This window comes from Desulforamulus hydrothermalis Lam5 = DSM 18033, from assembly GCF_000315365.1.
Lineage (GTDB): Bacteria > Bacillota > Desulfotomaculia > Desulfotomaculales > Desulfotomaculaceae > Desulfotomaculum > Desulfotomaculum hydrothermale.
The window spans coordinates 201,050-214,691 of record NZ_CAOS01000011.1; the positions used below are offsets into that span (position 1 = coordinate 201,050).

General features: G+C 56.6%; 10 protein-coding genes and 1 pseudogene. 10 read left to right on the forward strand and 1 reads right to left on the reverse strand.

What is annotated here, in order from left to right; translation table 11 throughout:
- Positions 1-94 precede the first annotated feature (94 nt).
- On the forward strand, positions 95-1,120 hold the full coding sequence (gene gap / locus DESHY_RS09175; protein WP_008412178.1) for a type I glyceraldehyde-3-phosphate dehydrogenase: 1,026 nt from the start codon (positions 95-97) through the stop codon (positions 1,118-1,120).
- Positions 1,121-1,123: 3 nt separating this feature from the next.
- Positions 1,124-2,305, forward strand: a complete 1,182-nt coding sequence (locus DESHY_RS09180) for a phosphoglycerate kinase (protein WP_008412180.1) — start codon at positions 1,124-1,126, stop codon at positions 2,303-2,305.
- A gap of 11 nt (positions 2,306-2,316) precedes the next feature.
- On the opposite strand, the gene DESHY_RS14155 is transcribed toward DESHY_RS09180, so the two are convergent.
- Positions 2,317-2,613: a hypothetical protein gene (locus DESHY_RS14155; RefSeq protein ID WP_162470944.1), complete on the reverse strand. Its 297-nt coding sequence runs from the start codon at positions 2,611-2,613 to the stop codon at positions 2,317-2,319.
- A 53-nt stretch (positions 2,614-2,666) separates the two neighbouring features.
- Between DESHY_RS14155 and tpiA the strand changes: the two genes are divergently transcribed.
- The 8 genes and pseudogenes from tpiA to DESHY_RS09220 all read left to right on the forward strand — a co-directional run bounded on the left by tpiA (position 2,667) and on the right by DESHY_RS09220 (position 13,499).
- A complete protein-coding gene (gene tpiA / locus DESHY_RS09185) occupies positions 2,667-3,416 on the forward strand; it encodes a triose-phosphate isomerase (protein WP_008412182.1) in 750 nt (249 codons plus the stop codon).
- Positions 3,417-3,448: 32 nt separating this feature from the next.
- The gene (gpmI, locus tag DESHY_RS09190) at positions 3,449-5,002 is read left to right on the forward strand and encodes a 2,3-bisphosphoglycerate-independent phosphoglycerate mutase (RefSeq protein WP_008412183.1); all 1,554 of its coding nucleotides are present in this window, start codon (positions 3,449-3,451) and stop codon (positions 5,000-5,002) included.
- Between the two features lie 28 nt (positions 5,003-5,030).
- Entirely contained in the window at positions 5,031-6,326 is a 1,296-nt protein-coding gene (gene eno / locus DESHY_RS09195; protein WP_008412185.1) for a phosphopyruvate hydratase, read from the forward strand.
- Positions 6,327-7,031: 705 nt separating this feature from the next.
- Positions 7,032-10,058: pseudogene (locus tag DESHY_RS09200) on the forward strand (FAD-dependent oxidoreductase).
- 185 nt (positions 10,059-10,243) lie between these two features.
- Positions 10,244-10,666, forward strand: coding sequence for a hydrogenase iron-sulfur subunit (locus DESHY_RS14625; RefSeq protein ID WP_235695552.1), 423 nt, complete (start codon positions 10,244-10,246; stop codon positions 10,664-10,666).
- Positions 10,667-10,677: 11 nt separating this feature from the next.
- On the forward strand, positions 10,678-11,622 hold the full coding sequence (locus DESHY_RS09210) for a ferredoxin family protein (protein ID WP_008412195.1): 945 nt from the start codon (positions 10,678-10,680) through the stop codon (positions 11,620-11,622).
- Between the two features lie 17 nt (positions 11,623-11,639).
- On the forward strand, positions 11,640-12,644 hold the full coding sequence (locus tag DESHY_RS09215) for a 4Fe-4S dicluster domain-containing protein (RefSeq protein WP_008412196.1): 1,005 nt from the start codon (positions 11,640-11,642) through the stop codon (positions 12,642-12,644).
- 21 nt (positions 12,645-12,665) lie between these two features.
- A complete protein-coding gene (locus DESHY_RS09220) occupies positions 12,666-13,499 on the forward strand; it encodes an FAD/NAD(P)-binding protein (protein WP_008412197.1) in 834 nt (277 codons plus the stop codon).
- Positions 13,500-13,642: the final 143 nt, after the last annotated feature.

Below are 13,642 nucleotides of genomic sequence, written 5' to 3' on the forward strand. Positions count from 1 at the left end.
CCGGCCGGTTGTTTTAAGCCTGGCTCCGGGGAAAATTACAAGCAATGTTAGGGCTTAGACCCTGGTTAGTTAAAAAATAACGGAGGGATGAATTATGACAGTAAAAATTGCTATTAACGGTTTTGGGCGAATTGGCCGCAATGTTTTGCGAGCCATGTGGCAAAGAAACCTGCTTGGTCAAGGGGCACCCCTTGCCGTTGTGGCCATCAATGACCTGACTGACCCGCAAACCCTGGCCCACCTGCTGAAGTACGATTCGGTGCACGGCCAATTGGCTGCCGAGGTAGCTTGCACCGAAGATACTCTGGTGGTGGACGGCACGGAAATAAAAGTATGTGCTGAAACTGACCCGGCTAAGCTGCCCTGGCGTGAACTGGGCGTGGACATTGTTATTGAATCCACCGGCCGCTTCACCAAGGGACCGGACGCTGCCAAGCACCTGCAGGCCGGCGCCAAAAAAGTTATTATTTCGGCTCCCGGCAAAGAAGTGGACGGCACCTTTGTTATGGGCGTCAACCACCACACCTACGACCCGGCCCGGCACCACATCATTTCCAATGCTTCCTGCACCACCAACTGCCTGGCGCCGGTGGCTAAAGTGCTGCATGATAAATTCGGCATTGTTAAAGGCTTGATGACCACCGTACACTCCTATACCAACGACCAACGCATTTTGGATTTACCCCATAAAGACTTGCGCCGGGCCCGGGCGGCAGGCATGTCGATCATTCCTACCACCACCGGCGCGGCCAAGGCAGTGGCCCTGGTGCTGCCTGAATTAAAGGGCAAGCTGAACGGTTTTGCCATGCGGGTGCCCACCCCCAACGTATCGGTGGTGGACCTGGTGGTGGAACTGCAAAAATCAACCGATGCCGAGGAAATTAACGCCACCTTAAAGGCGGCCGCCGAGGGCGAGCTGAAAGGCATCCTGGATTTCAACCCGCTGCCGCTGGTGTCTAAAGACTTCAACGGCAACCCCCACTCATCTGTTGTCGACGGCCTGTCCACCATGGTTATGGAAGGCAACATGGCCAAAGTGGTGGCCTGGTATGACAATGAATGGGGCTATTCCAACCGGGTGCTTGACTTAGCGCTGCTGGTGGCTGAAAAGGGGCTGTAAAACGTGCGCAAAAAAACTGTTAAAGACATTGAAGTGAAAGGCAAGCGGGTGCTGGTGCGGGTGGACTTCAACGTACCCCTGGCGGGTCAGGCCATTACCGATGATACCCGCATCCGCAAGGCGCTGCCCACCATCCAATACCTCATCGGGCAGGGGGCCAGAGTCATCCTGGCCTCTCACCTGGGCCGCCCCAAGGGCGAAGTGGTGGAAAAATACCGCTTAACCCCGGTGGCCCGGCGGCTGTCCGAACTGCTGGGGCGGCCGGTAAACAAGGTTGACGACTCGGTGGGTGAAGCAGTGAAACAGGCGGTGGCCGCCCTGCAAGACGGGGATGTGCTGCTGCTGGAAAACGTTCGCTTCCGGCCCGGAGAAACCAAAAACGATGCCGACTACGCCAGGCAGCTGGCAGAGCCGGCGGATATTTTCGTCAACGATGCCTTTGGGGCGGCCCACCGGGCCCATGCCTCCACGGCCGGCGTGGCCGCCTACCTGCCGGCGGTGGCAGGTTTGCTGATGGAACAAGAACTGCTGAACCTGGGCCAAGCGGTCAGCAACCCGGCCCGGCCCTTTGTGGCTGTTATTGGCGGCGCCAAAGTATCGGATAAAATCGGCGTTATAGAAAACCTGTTAAATAAAGTGGATACCTTAATTATCGGCGGCGGCATGGCCAACACCTTTTTGCGGGCCCAGGGCTGCCCAACCGGCAACTCCCTGGTGGAGGAAGATAAAGTGGAGGTGGCCAGGGAACTGATGGAGCGGGCTAAGGCCCGCCGGGTGTCACTGCTGCTGCCCGGCGACGTGGTGGTGGCGGAGGCCCTGGCAGCCACGGCGGCCCACCGGGTGGTGCCGGTGCACGAAGTGCCGGCGGGCTGGCTGATTCTGGACATCGGGCCGGCCAGTGCGGCGCAGTTTGCGGCGGTGATTAAACAGGCCGCCACCGTAGTGTGGAACGGCCCCATGGGCGTGTTTGAAATGGAACCCTTTGCCAAGGGTACCGAAGCGGTGGCCCGGGCCCTGGCCGATTCCCCTGCCCTGACGGTGATCGGCGGCGGCGATTCGGTGGCGGCGGTTAACAAGGTGGGCGTGGCGGACAAGATCAGCCATATCTCCACCGGCGGCGGCGCCTCCCTGGAGTTTTTGGAGGGCAAAGAATTGCCCGGCGTGGCTGTGCTGCAGGATAAATAGAGAGAACCTTTTCAGAGATTTGTTAACAGAAAGAAGTGAGAAGAAACAGCTTCTCGCTCAGACTGTGGACAAAGGAAAGTCAAAGTGGTTTTATGATCCCCTGCCGGCGACTTGTCGAAGCACCGGTCACAGCACTTGATGAGCGAAGGAGCCATTGGGGTGGCGCCCACAGGACGTGGGCGCCAGCCGAACCGGGCCAGGAGGGCCCGTTTGAGGCGACCCCAAGGGCGACCGGAGCGAATCACAGTGCTGTCGGTGCGTAGACCGGAGCCAAAGGGGATCATAAACCACAGTAAATGTTTGTCCACAGTCTGCTGAGAAGAAACTGCTTCTTACTTCTCCTGCGTAAGGGGGTAGCGTGATGCGGCAGAAGATTATTGCCGGCAACTGGAAGATGCATAAAACGACGGATGAAGCTCGGCAGTTTGTTCAAGCGTTGCAGGAAAAATTGACTGACTGCCGGGCCGCTGTAGTCATCTGCCCGCCCTTTACCGCCCTGGCGGCGGTGGCGGAAGTCCTGGCGGGCAGCAAATTGGCCCTGGGGGCGCAAAACATGCACTGGGCCGACCAGGGGGCGTATACCGGTGAAATATCTCCCCTGATGCTGCAAGACTGCGGCTGCCGGTACGTCATCCTGGGCCACTCCGAGCGGCGCCAATACTTTGGCGAAACCGACGGGCAGGTGAACCAAAAGGTGAAGGCGGCTTTGGCCCACGGCCTGCTGCCCGTGGTTTGCGTGGGTGAAACCCTGGCCCAGCGGCAGGGCGGCTTGACAGAAACGGTGGTGGGCAGCCAGACTGCCGCGGCCCTGGCGGGCCTGACCCCGGAACAGGTGGCGGGGCTGGTGATTGCCTATGAGCCGGTGTGGGCCATCGGCACCGGGCAAACCGCTTCGGAGCAAGATGCCCAGCAGGTTAATCAATATATCCGGGCTCTGCTTGCCGAGCAGTACGGCCAGGCGGCCGCCGCAGCGGTGCGCATCCTGTACGGCGGCAGCGTTAAGCCGGCTAATGCCGCCAGCCTGCTGGCCCAGCCGGATATCGACGGCGCCCTGGTGGGCGGCGCCAGCCTTAAGGCAGCAGATTTCCTGGGTATTATTCAGGCCGTTTAACTTGAATTGGCAGCAACCAAGGAGGTTTTGCAATGGATAAGAAAAAGGGCCCGCTGACCCTGATTATTTTGGATGGCTTTGGCTGGCGTGAAGAGGTTGCGGGCAACGCCGTTGCCCGGGCGGCCACCCCCAACATAAAACAATACCTGGCGCAGTACCCCTTTACCACCCTGGAGTGCTCCGGTCTGGCGGTGGGTCTGCCGCCGGGTCAGATGGGCAACTCAGAAGTGGGGCACCTGAACATAGGGGCAGGACGGGTGGTCTACCAGGAACTGACCCGCATCAGCAAAGCCATTCAGGAGGGCGAGTTTTTTGCCAACCCGGTGCTGGTGCAAGCGGTGCAACAGGCCAAAGCCAACGGGAGCGCCCTGCACATCATGGGGCTTTTGTCGGACGGCGGGGTGCACAGCCATATCAAACACCTTTTTGCCACCCTGCAGCTGGCAGCCCGGCAGGGGCTGGAGCGGGTTTACCTGCACACCTTTCTGGACGGCCGGGATGTGCCGCCTGCCAGCGCCAAGAACTACATGCGGGCCCTGCTGGCCAAAACCAAAGAACTGGGCGTGGGACAAGTAGCCACCGTCAGCGGGCGCTACTATGCCATGGACCGGGATCACCGCTGGGAACGCACCGCCCGGGCCTACCGGGCCATGGTTTATGCCGAAGGGCTGCGGGCCAACTCGCCGGTGGAAGCCATCGACGTAGCTTATGAACGGGGAGAAACAGACGAATTTGTGCAGCCCACCGTCATCACAGACGACCACAAACAACCGGTGGCCCAAATCAAAGAAGGCGATGCGGTCATCTTCATCAACTTCCGGCCGGACCGGGCCAGGCAAATCACCCGGGCCCTGACAGACGAAGACTTCAGCGGCTTTGAGCGGGGAGCGGGCCGGCCCCGGGTGCACTTTGTCTGCCTGACCCTGTACGACAAAACCATAGCGGCGCCGGTGGCCTTTCCGCCCCAGCAACCGGTCAACACCCTGGGCGAATGGCTGAGCAAACAGGGCCTGAAACAACTGCGGCTGGCCGAAACCGAAAAATACGCCCATGTCACCTTCTTCTTCAACGGCGGCGTGGAAGCGCCTAACCCCAACGAAGAAAGAATCCTGATACCGTCGCCCAAAGTGGCCACCTACGACCGGCAGCCGGCCATGGCCGCCCCGGAAATAACCGAAGCCTTTTTAAACAGCCTGGCACAAGAAAAATATGACGTCATCATTACCAACTTTGCCAACCCGGACATGGTGGGGCATACGGGCGACCTGGCGGCAGCCATAGCCGCCATTGAAACCGTAGACCGCTGCCTGGGGCAAATAGTACCGGCGGTACTGGCCAAACAAGGCATCGTCATCATCACCGCCGACCACGGCAACGCAGAAAAAATGCAGGACGAACAGGGGGGGCCTTATACCGCCCACACCACCAACCGGGTGCCCTTCATCCTGGTGAGCCAGGCCCACCAAAAGGCCCGGCTGCGGCCGGACGGCAGCCTGCCGGACATTGCCCCCACCGTACTGGAGCTTCTGGGCCTGCCCCAACCGCCGGAAATGACCGGCAAAAGCCTGCTGGCCGAGCCGCAATAACACAACCCAAACAAGGGAGGTAACCACCATGAGCATCATCAGCGAAATATTCGCCCGGGAAATATTGGACTCCCGGGGCAACCCCACCTTAGAAGCGGAAGTATGGCTGGAAGACGGCACCATGGGCCGGGCGGCGGTACCCTCCGGCGCCTCCACCGGGGCCTACGAAGCGGTAGAACTGCGGGACGGCGACCAGGGCCGCTACCTGGGCAAAGGCGTCAGCCAGGCCGTAGACAACGTCAACGAAATCATCGGGCCGGAACTGATCGGCCTGGACGTTACCGACCAGGCAGGCATTGACCGGCTAATGACAGAACTGGACGGCACCCCCAACAAAAGCAAACTGGGGGCCAACGCCATCCTGGGCGTCTCCCTGGCCGTAGCCCGGGCAGCCGCCAACTACAGCGGGCTGCCCCTCTACCAGTACATCGGAGGCGTTAACGCCCGGGAACTGCCGGTACCCATGATGAACATATTAAACGGCGGGGCCCATGCCGACAACAACGTCGACATCCAGGAATTCATGATCCTGCCGGTGGGCGCCGACAGCTTCTCGGAAGGGCTGCGCATGGGGGCGGAAATCTTCCACCACCTGAAAAGCGTACTGAAAGGCCGCGGCCTTAACACCGCCGTGGGCGACGAAGGCGGCTTTGCCCCCAACCTCAAGAGCAACGAAGAAGCCCTGGCAGTAATCATGGAAGCCATCGAAAAAGCGGGCTACCGGCCGGGGCAGGACATATTGCTGGGGCTGGACGTGGCCGCCAGCGAACTGTATAAAGAAGGCCGCTACACCCTGGCGGGCGAAGGAGTCAGCTACAGCGCGGAGGAAATGATTGAATTCTACCGGCGGCTGGCAGACCGGTACCCCATCATCAGCATAGAAGACGGCCTGGCGGAAGACGACTGGGAGGGCTGGGCCAAACTGACCGGCGCCCTGGGGCAGCAGATCCAACTGGTGGGGGACGACCTGTTTGTCACCAACACCGAGCGACTGGCCAAAGGCATTAAAGCCGGGGTAGCCAACTCTGTTTTAATTAAAGTCAACCAGATCGGCACCTTAAGCGAAACCCTGGATGCCATTGAGATGGCCAAGCGGGCCGGTTATACCGCAGTGGTTTCCCACCGTTCCGGCGAAACCGACGACACCACCATAGCCGACCTGGCGGTGGCGGTAAATGCCGGGCAGATCAAGACCGGCGCCCCTTCCCGCACCGACCGGGTGGCCAAATACAACCAGCTGCTGCGCATTGAGGGAGAGCTGGGCCAACTGGCCAGGTACCGGGGCCGGGAGGTATTTTATAACCTTAGATTAAGAGATAAGTAACACACCGGATATTCGCTCCTGCTTTTTCGGGGTAGCCGCACCGAACCTGGCGCACCTAAAACTACAGGCCGGTTTTAAGCTCCCTGGCAGAGCTTAGAAAAGCACCGTACAGTGCCCGATACCTGATAAGATTGAGATCCCTTCATAAAATTTGGAAGGGATCTGTCTTTTAGCAGAATATTATACCAATTTAGACAAATAGTCACAGCGAAATTAATAAGTTTTTTCTGACTTTTTGTTAGCATTAATATATTCGAAAACAGCGAAGGTTTTTTAAAATATTCTAAAATAATTGACACTAGTTGGAAGAAACTATATACTAGCCATAAGGATAAAAGTACCGAAAATACTGTAAAAATTGTACTTGCAAGTTTATTGTATACAGTTCCGCAGCAGTCAGATATTTATAAAATGCACTGCCGGATAGTCAGTTTGATTACACCTTAAATAGTATTTTCGTTACGCTGGCAGTTCGAAAAAATACCAGGTTGGGCTGCAACGGCCCCGCCGGTTGGATAATCGGTACTAAATCATATTTTATTTTGTTAAGTTTAGTACAAGCTGTCAGTTGATTGACTGACCAAGACCTGCCGGCTTGTATTATTTAGACTTTTTTGTTGATTTTAAAATTCCCCTTGCAGGGGTTAAGTGCATTTAACGGGGTTGACCCGGAAAAGCGTAATAGGAGGACGGTGTGATGCAGAGATGATAAAAAAGCCTGATAAAACAGGAGCCGTATTAGTGGTGGGCTCCGGCATAGCCGGCATCCAGGCATCCCTAGACCTGGCGGAATCCGGTTACTATGTGTACCTGGTGGAAAGAGAACCGGCCATTGGCGGCACCATGCCGATGCTGGACAAGACCTTTCCCACCAACGACTGCTCCATGTGCATTCTGTCACCCAAGCTGGTAGACTGCGGCAGACACCTTAACGTCAAGACCATGACCAACTCGGTAATAAGCAAAGTAGAGGGCGAGCCGGGTAACTTTAAAGTTACCGTAACAACCAAAGCCCGCTACATCGACGTTAATAAATGCACCGGCTGCGGCAGCTGCGCCGAAGCGTGCCCGGTAAAAGTAGACGACGCCTTCAACCAGGGGTTAAGCAAGCGGAAAGCCATTTACAAACTGTACGCCCAGGCTTACCCCAACGCCTACGCCATTGACAGCAGCAAATGCTTAAAGTTTAAGAACCTGAACAACGACAAACTGTGCGGCAAATGCATCAAAGCATGCCAGGCGGGCGCCATCAACCACCACATGCAGGACGAAGAAACCCAGCTGGAAGTGGGCTCCATCCTGCTGGTACCGGGCTTTGCGGCCTTTGACCCGAGCCAACTGAAACTGTACAAATACGGGGAACTGAAAAACGTGGTTACCTCCCTGGAATTTGAGCGCATTTTAAGCGCCTCGGGGCCCTTTGGCGGTCACCTGGTACGGCCCAGCGACCACAAAGAGCCGGCGAAAATAGCCTGGATCCAATGCGTAGGGTCCCGGAACTGCCGGATCAACCACGGCTATTGCTCCTCGGTATGCTGCATGTACGCCATCAAACAATCGGTGATAGCCAAAGAACACGCCGACTACGACCTGCAGACCGGCATTTTCTACATGGACATGCGGACCTACGGCAAAGAATTTGAAAAATACTACGAGCGCTCCAAAAAACAATACGGCGTTAACTTTATCCGGAGCCGGGTATACGGTTTAGACCCGGGCGACAACGACAACGTCAAAATACGCTACGCTTTGGAAGACGGCACCGTTATCAGCGAAGAATACGACATGGTGGTGCTGTCGGTGGGCTTAGAACCCAACCCCACAGCAGTGGAACTGGCCAAACAACTGGGCGTAGAACTGAACCAATACAACTTTGCGGCAGTACCGGCCTTGACCGGAGTAGCCACCAACCGGCCGGGCATTTACGTAGCCGGTGCCTTCAGCGGTCCGCGCGACATTCCCGAGACGGTCATGCAAGCCAGCGCAGCGGCCGGGGAAATCCAAAAACTGCTGGCGGAAGCCAAAGGCAGCCTGACCAAAGTCAAAGAATACCCGCCGGAGAAAGACGTAGCGGGAGAAATCGTGCGCACCGGCGTATTTGTGTGCCACTGCGGCATCAACATTGGCAGTGTGGTAGACGTACCGGCGGTGGCTGAATACGCCAAAACCCTGCCCGGGGTGGTATATGCCACCGACAAGCTATACGCCTGCTCCCAGGATGCCAGCGCCCAAATCAAAGAAGCCATTGAACAATACGGCCTAAACCGCATCGTAGTGGCCTCCTGCAGCCCGCGGACACACGAGCCCATGTTCCAGGAGACCTTGAAAGAAGCCGGATTAAACCCGCACCTGTTTGAAATGGCCAACATTCGGGACCACTGCTCCTGGGTACACCAAAACGAACCGGCCCAAGCCACCGAAAAAGCCAAAGACCTGGTAAAAATGGCGGTTAAAAAAGCCGCCTTGCTGGAACCCGTACAAGCCATCAGCCTGCCCATGAACCACGATGCACTGGTGATTGGCGGCGGCGTGGCGGGCATGACGGCAGCCCTCAACCTGGCTGATCAAGGCTACCGGGTCTACCTGACAGAAAAAAGCGAAGAACTGGGCGGCATAGCCAAACGCATCCGCTACGGCATGAACGGCGAAGAGTGCAGGCCTACCTGAACCAACTGATTGAACAAGTACAAAAGCACGACAAAATCAAGGTTTACACCGGAGTTACCGTAGCAGACGTGCACGGCTTCATGGGCAACTACGAAAGCGAACTGAGCAACGGCGAAAAAATCAAACACGGGGTAGCCATCATCGCCACCGGGCACGAGAATACAAACCGCAGGAATACCTGTACGGGCACAACAGCCGGGTGCACACCCTGCTGGAACTGGAAAACCTGCTGGCAGAAGGCAAACTGAAGAACTCCAACAACTTTGTATTCATCCAGTGCGTGGGCAGCCGTGACGACGAACGGCCCTACTGCAGCCGCATCTGCTGCACCAAAGCCATCAAACAAGCCCTGAAAATCAAAGAAATGAAACCGAGTGCCAACGTATACATCCTGTACCGTGACATTCGGACCTACGGCTACTTTGAAGACCTGTACACGGAAGCCCGCCGCCAGGGTGTCATCTTCGTACGGTACAGCACAGACAACAAACCGAAAGTAGAAGAAACCTCCACCGGCACCAAAGTAACCTTTGTGGATCATGTACTGAACCGGCCGGTAGAAATATACGCAGACATAATCGGATTGGCCAGCGCCATCGTAGCCAACGACAACAGCGGCCTGTCCAAACTGTTCAAAGTACCCGTCAACGCCGACAGTTCTTCCTGGAGGCCCACCTGAAACTGCGGCCGGTAGACTTCAGCACGGACGGCGTGTTCATGTGCGGGCTGGCCCACGGGCCCAAGAACCTGGAAGAAAACATTGCCCAGGCCAAAGCGGCAGAGGGCGAGCCGCCACTGCCCTGGCCAAGGCCAACATTGCAGCCGACGCAAAGCGGCCTACGTCAACAAACGCAAATGCATGGCCTGCGGCGTCTGCGTCGAAGTATGCCCGGCCAAAGCAGCCGGCCTGGTAACAGACGAACGGGGCAACACCGCCGCCGAAATCAACCCGGGCCTGTGCAAAGGCTGCGGCGCCTGCCGTTCCTCCTGCCGTTGCGCGCCATCAACGTCAAAGGCTGCAGCAACGAACAGATTGTAGCCATGGTACAAGCGGTAAGCTGGTAGCCTGACCGACACGGCAATGCCGCAGAGACAGGGTGTTATCCGCCGGCCAACGGGGATAACACCTGCCCCACAACTAAAAATGCCAAGCCTTTTTTAAAACAACAACAACAACCAAAGCATAAAACCCACAGCCGATGGCGGATGGAACCCACCAAAAGCCGGAGGCTGTGCCAGGAGGGAAGAAAATGGCCGAACAAGAGCCTAAAATTGTAGCATTTCTGTGCAACTGGTGCAGCTATGCGGGTGCCGACCTGGCCGGGGTAGGCCGGCTGCAATACCCGCCCAACGTGCGCGTAGTGCGGGTACCCTGCTCGGGACGCATCAACCCGCTGTTTATCATTACCGCCCTGAGATCCGGAGCGGATGCCATCCTGACCTCCGGTTGACACCCGGGCGACTGCCACTATGTTAGTGGCAACCTGGTAGCCCGCCGTAAATTTGCCCTGCTGAAGAACCTGCTGGACTACATGGGCATAGAAAAAGACAGAGTCAATTTCACCTGGGTATCCGCCTCAGAAGGGGCCAGATTTGCGGAACTGATTACCGAACTGACCGGCCGGGTCAAAGCCATGGGTCCCAACAAGGGGCTATTTCAAAAAGCGGAGTGAGGTGAGAGGGAATGAACCTAACGGAAAAAATCAGAGAAACAGCCAAACAACTGTTAGCAGACAAAAAAGTTGACCTGGTGGTGGGATTCGCCCAGGGAAGCCTGCCCCTCCGCAGCACCCCGTACTTTGCCAGAACCCCTGAAGAAGCGGACAACCTGATCTGGAGCGCCACCTGTGAAAACAACCTGGCCAACTTTTTAAGAAAGCGGCCGGAAAAAACCGCCGTTATCGCCAAAGGCTGCGACGTACGGGCCATTGTAGGGCTGATTAAAGAAGGCCAAATCAACAAAGACAACCTGACCATCATCGGCGTACCCTGCGAAGGCATGGTAGACCGCAAACAAATCAACCAACTGGTGGAAGGCAAAGAAATTCTGGAAGTTACCGACACCGGTGCGGAACTGATACTAAAAGGGCAAGACTTTGCCCAAACCGTAGCCAAAGCAGATGTTATGTTTGTTTCCTGCAAGACTTGCCAGTACAACACCCCGGTAGTCTACGACCAACTGATTGGCGAAGCAGTACCGGCCGGAGAAGCAAACTACGCCGACATAGAAGCCTTTGCGGCCATGAGTGATGCCGAGCGCAACGCCTACCTGGCCCAAGAAATGCAAAAATGCATCCGTTGCTACGCCTGCCGGCAGGCCTGCCCCATGTGCTACTGCAGCGAATGCTTCGTCGACTGCGGTTCCCCGGCCTGGATTGGCAAAAGCGCCAAAAACGTGGACGACAACGCCCTGTTCCAGGCTGTACGGGTATTCCACCTGGCAGGCCGCTGCGTAGACTGCGGCGCCTGTGAAAGAGCCTGCCCCATGGGCATTAAACTGTCCCTTTTAAACCGCAAAATGGTAAAAGACGTACAAGAACTGTACGGTGCCGAAGCGGGCGTCAGCCTGGAAGACCCGCCGGCCTTAAACACCTTCAAATTTGAAGATAAAGAAGACTTCATGCTATAGGAGTGAGGTGAAAAAGGATGATCATAAACAAAAGCGAACTGGCAAACCTGCTGACCAAACTGGCCGCTGACTACCGGGTAATGGCACCGGTAAAAAAGAACGGTCTGGTAGAATTCGCCGTTATTAAAAACGGTGAAGAAGCCTGCCTGGACTACACCAACAGCAAAAAACCCGGCAAAGAAATCCTTTTCCCTCAGTCCGAAGAACTCTTCAACTACACCGTAGATGCTGAAGGAGTAAGGATGCAGGACAAAGTTGACCCGACAGCCACCATAGTATTTGGCATGCGGCCCTGCGATGCCAAATCCCTGGTGCTGCTGGACAACGTATTCAAAAACGACCAGTACCAGGACGTTTACTACCTGACCCGGCGGGCCAACACCCTGATTGTGGGACTGGGCTGCAACCGGCCGGCGTCCACCTGCTTCTGCAGCAGCCTGGGCTGCGGGCCCTTTGCCAAAGAAGGCAGCGACATCTTCCTGACCGACCTGGGCGAAAGCTACCTGGCTGAAGGCATCAGCGACAAAGGCAAAGAACTGCTGGGCAAACTGGGCCTGGCAGCAGCGGATGCCGCTGCCAGAGAAGCGGCAGCCCAACTGCAGCAAGAAACCAGGGCAGATGGCAGCATCAACATAGAGGGCTTAAGCGACAAACTGGCCGGCATGTTTGAACACCCCTACTGGGAGCGGCTGCACGAAAAATGCCTGGGCTGTGCTGCCTGCACCTACCTGTGCCCCACCTGCCACTGCTTTGATATAGCAGACGAAGCCAAAGACTGCAACGGCTGCCGGGTCAGGAACTGGGATGCCTGCATGTTCCCGCTGTTTACCCTGCACGGCTCCGGCCACAACCCGCGGCCCAACAACAAAGCACGCTGGAGACAAAGACTCATGCACAAATTCAACTACTTTGTAGAAAGATACAACGCCACCGCCTGCGTTGGCTGCGGTAGGTGCATCAAAAACTGTCCTGTAAACCTGGATATTCGCCAGGCCCTGGCCGATATCCGGGCATTGGACTAGCGGAAGCGAGGTTGAGAAAAAATGAGAAACCCCTATCTACCGCTGCCGATGAAACTGGTGAAGAACTTCACCGAGACATCCGACAAGCTGATTCACACCTTCACCTTTGAATTTTTAAGCGAACAAGATGCTGCCGGCTTCCGATACCGGCCTGGGCAGTTTGCGGAAGTAATGGTTTACGGCAAAGGGGAAGCCCCCTTTGGCATCGCCTCATCCCCCACCGAGCCGGGCATATTAAAATTCTCCGTGGCCAAAGTGGGTGTGGTATCCACCGCCCTGCACATGCTGGAAGAAGGCACCATAGTGGGCGTGCGGGGGCCCTTGGGCAACAGCTACCCGCTGGAGCAGCTGAAGGGCAAAAGCCTGACCATTATCGGCGGCGGGTTTGCTTTTACCACCCTGCGGTCCACCATCCAATACATTCTGGACCCGGCCAACCGTGGAGACTACGGCGACCTGACAGTAATCTACGGCGCCCGCAACCCCGGACTTTTGCTGTACAAAGACGAACTGGCCGCCTGGGATGCCCGCAGTGACATCAACCTGATCACCACCATTGACCGGGCGGTAGAGGGCTGGAACGGCCGGGTAGGCTTTATCCCCACCGTCACCAAAGAAGTGGCGCCCAAGAGCGACTACGCCATTATCTGCGGGCCGCCGGTGATGATTAAATTCACCCTGCCGGTGCTGGAAGAATGCGGCTTCACGCCGGACCGGATTATTATGAGTCTGGAAAACCGGATGAAGTGCGGCATCGGCATGTGCGGCCGCTGCAACGTGGGCAGCAAGTATGTCTGCAAGGACGGCCCGGTATTTACCAAGGCCCAGCTGGATCAGCTGCCCAATGAATATTAAAAATCAGCGTAAAAATTAAGGTTGATTTAAAAAAGTCAATGCAAACGAGAAAACATCCCGGTTCACTGTAAAAGTGGGACGGGATGTTTTATTTTTGGTGTTTGGTCAATCCCTATACAAGGCTAATGATAAAACCGGGGATG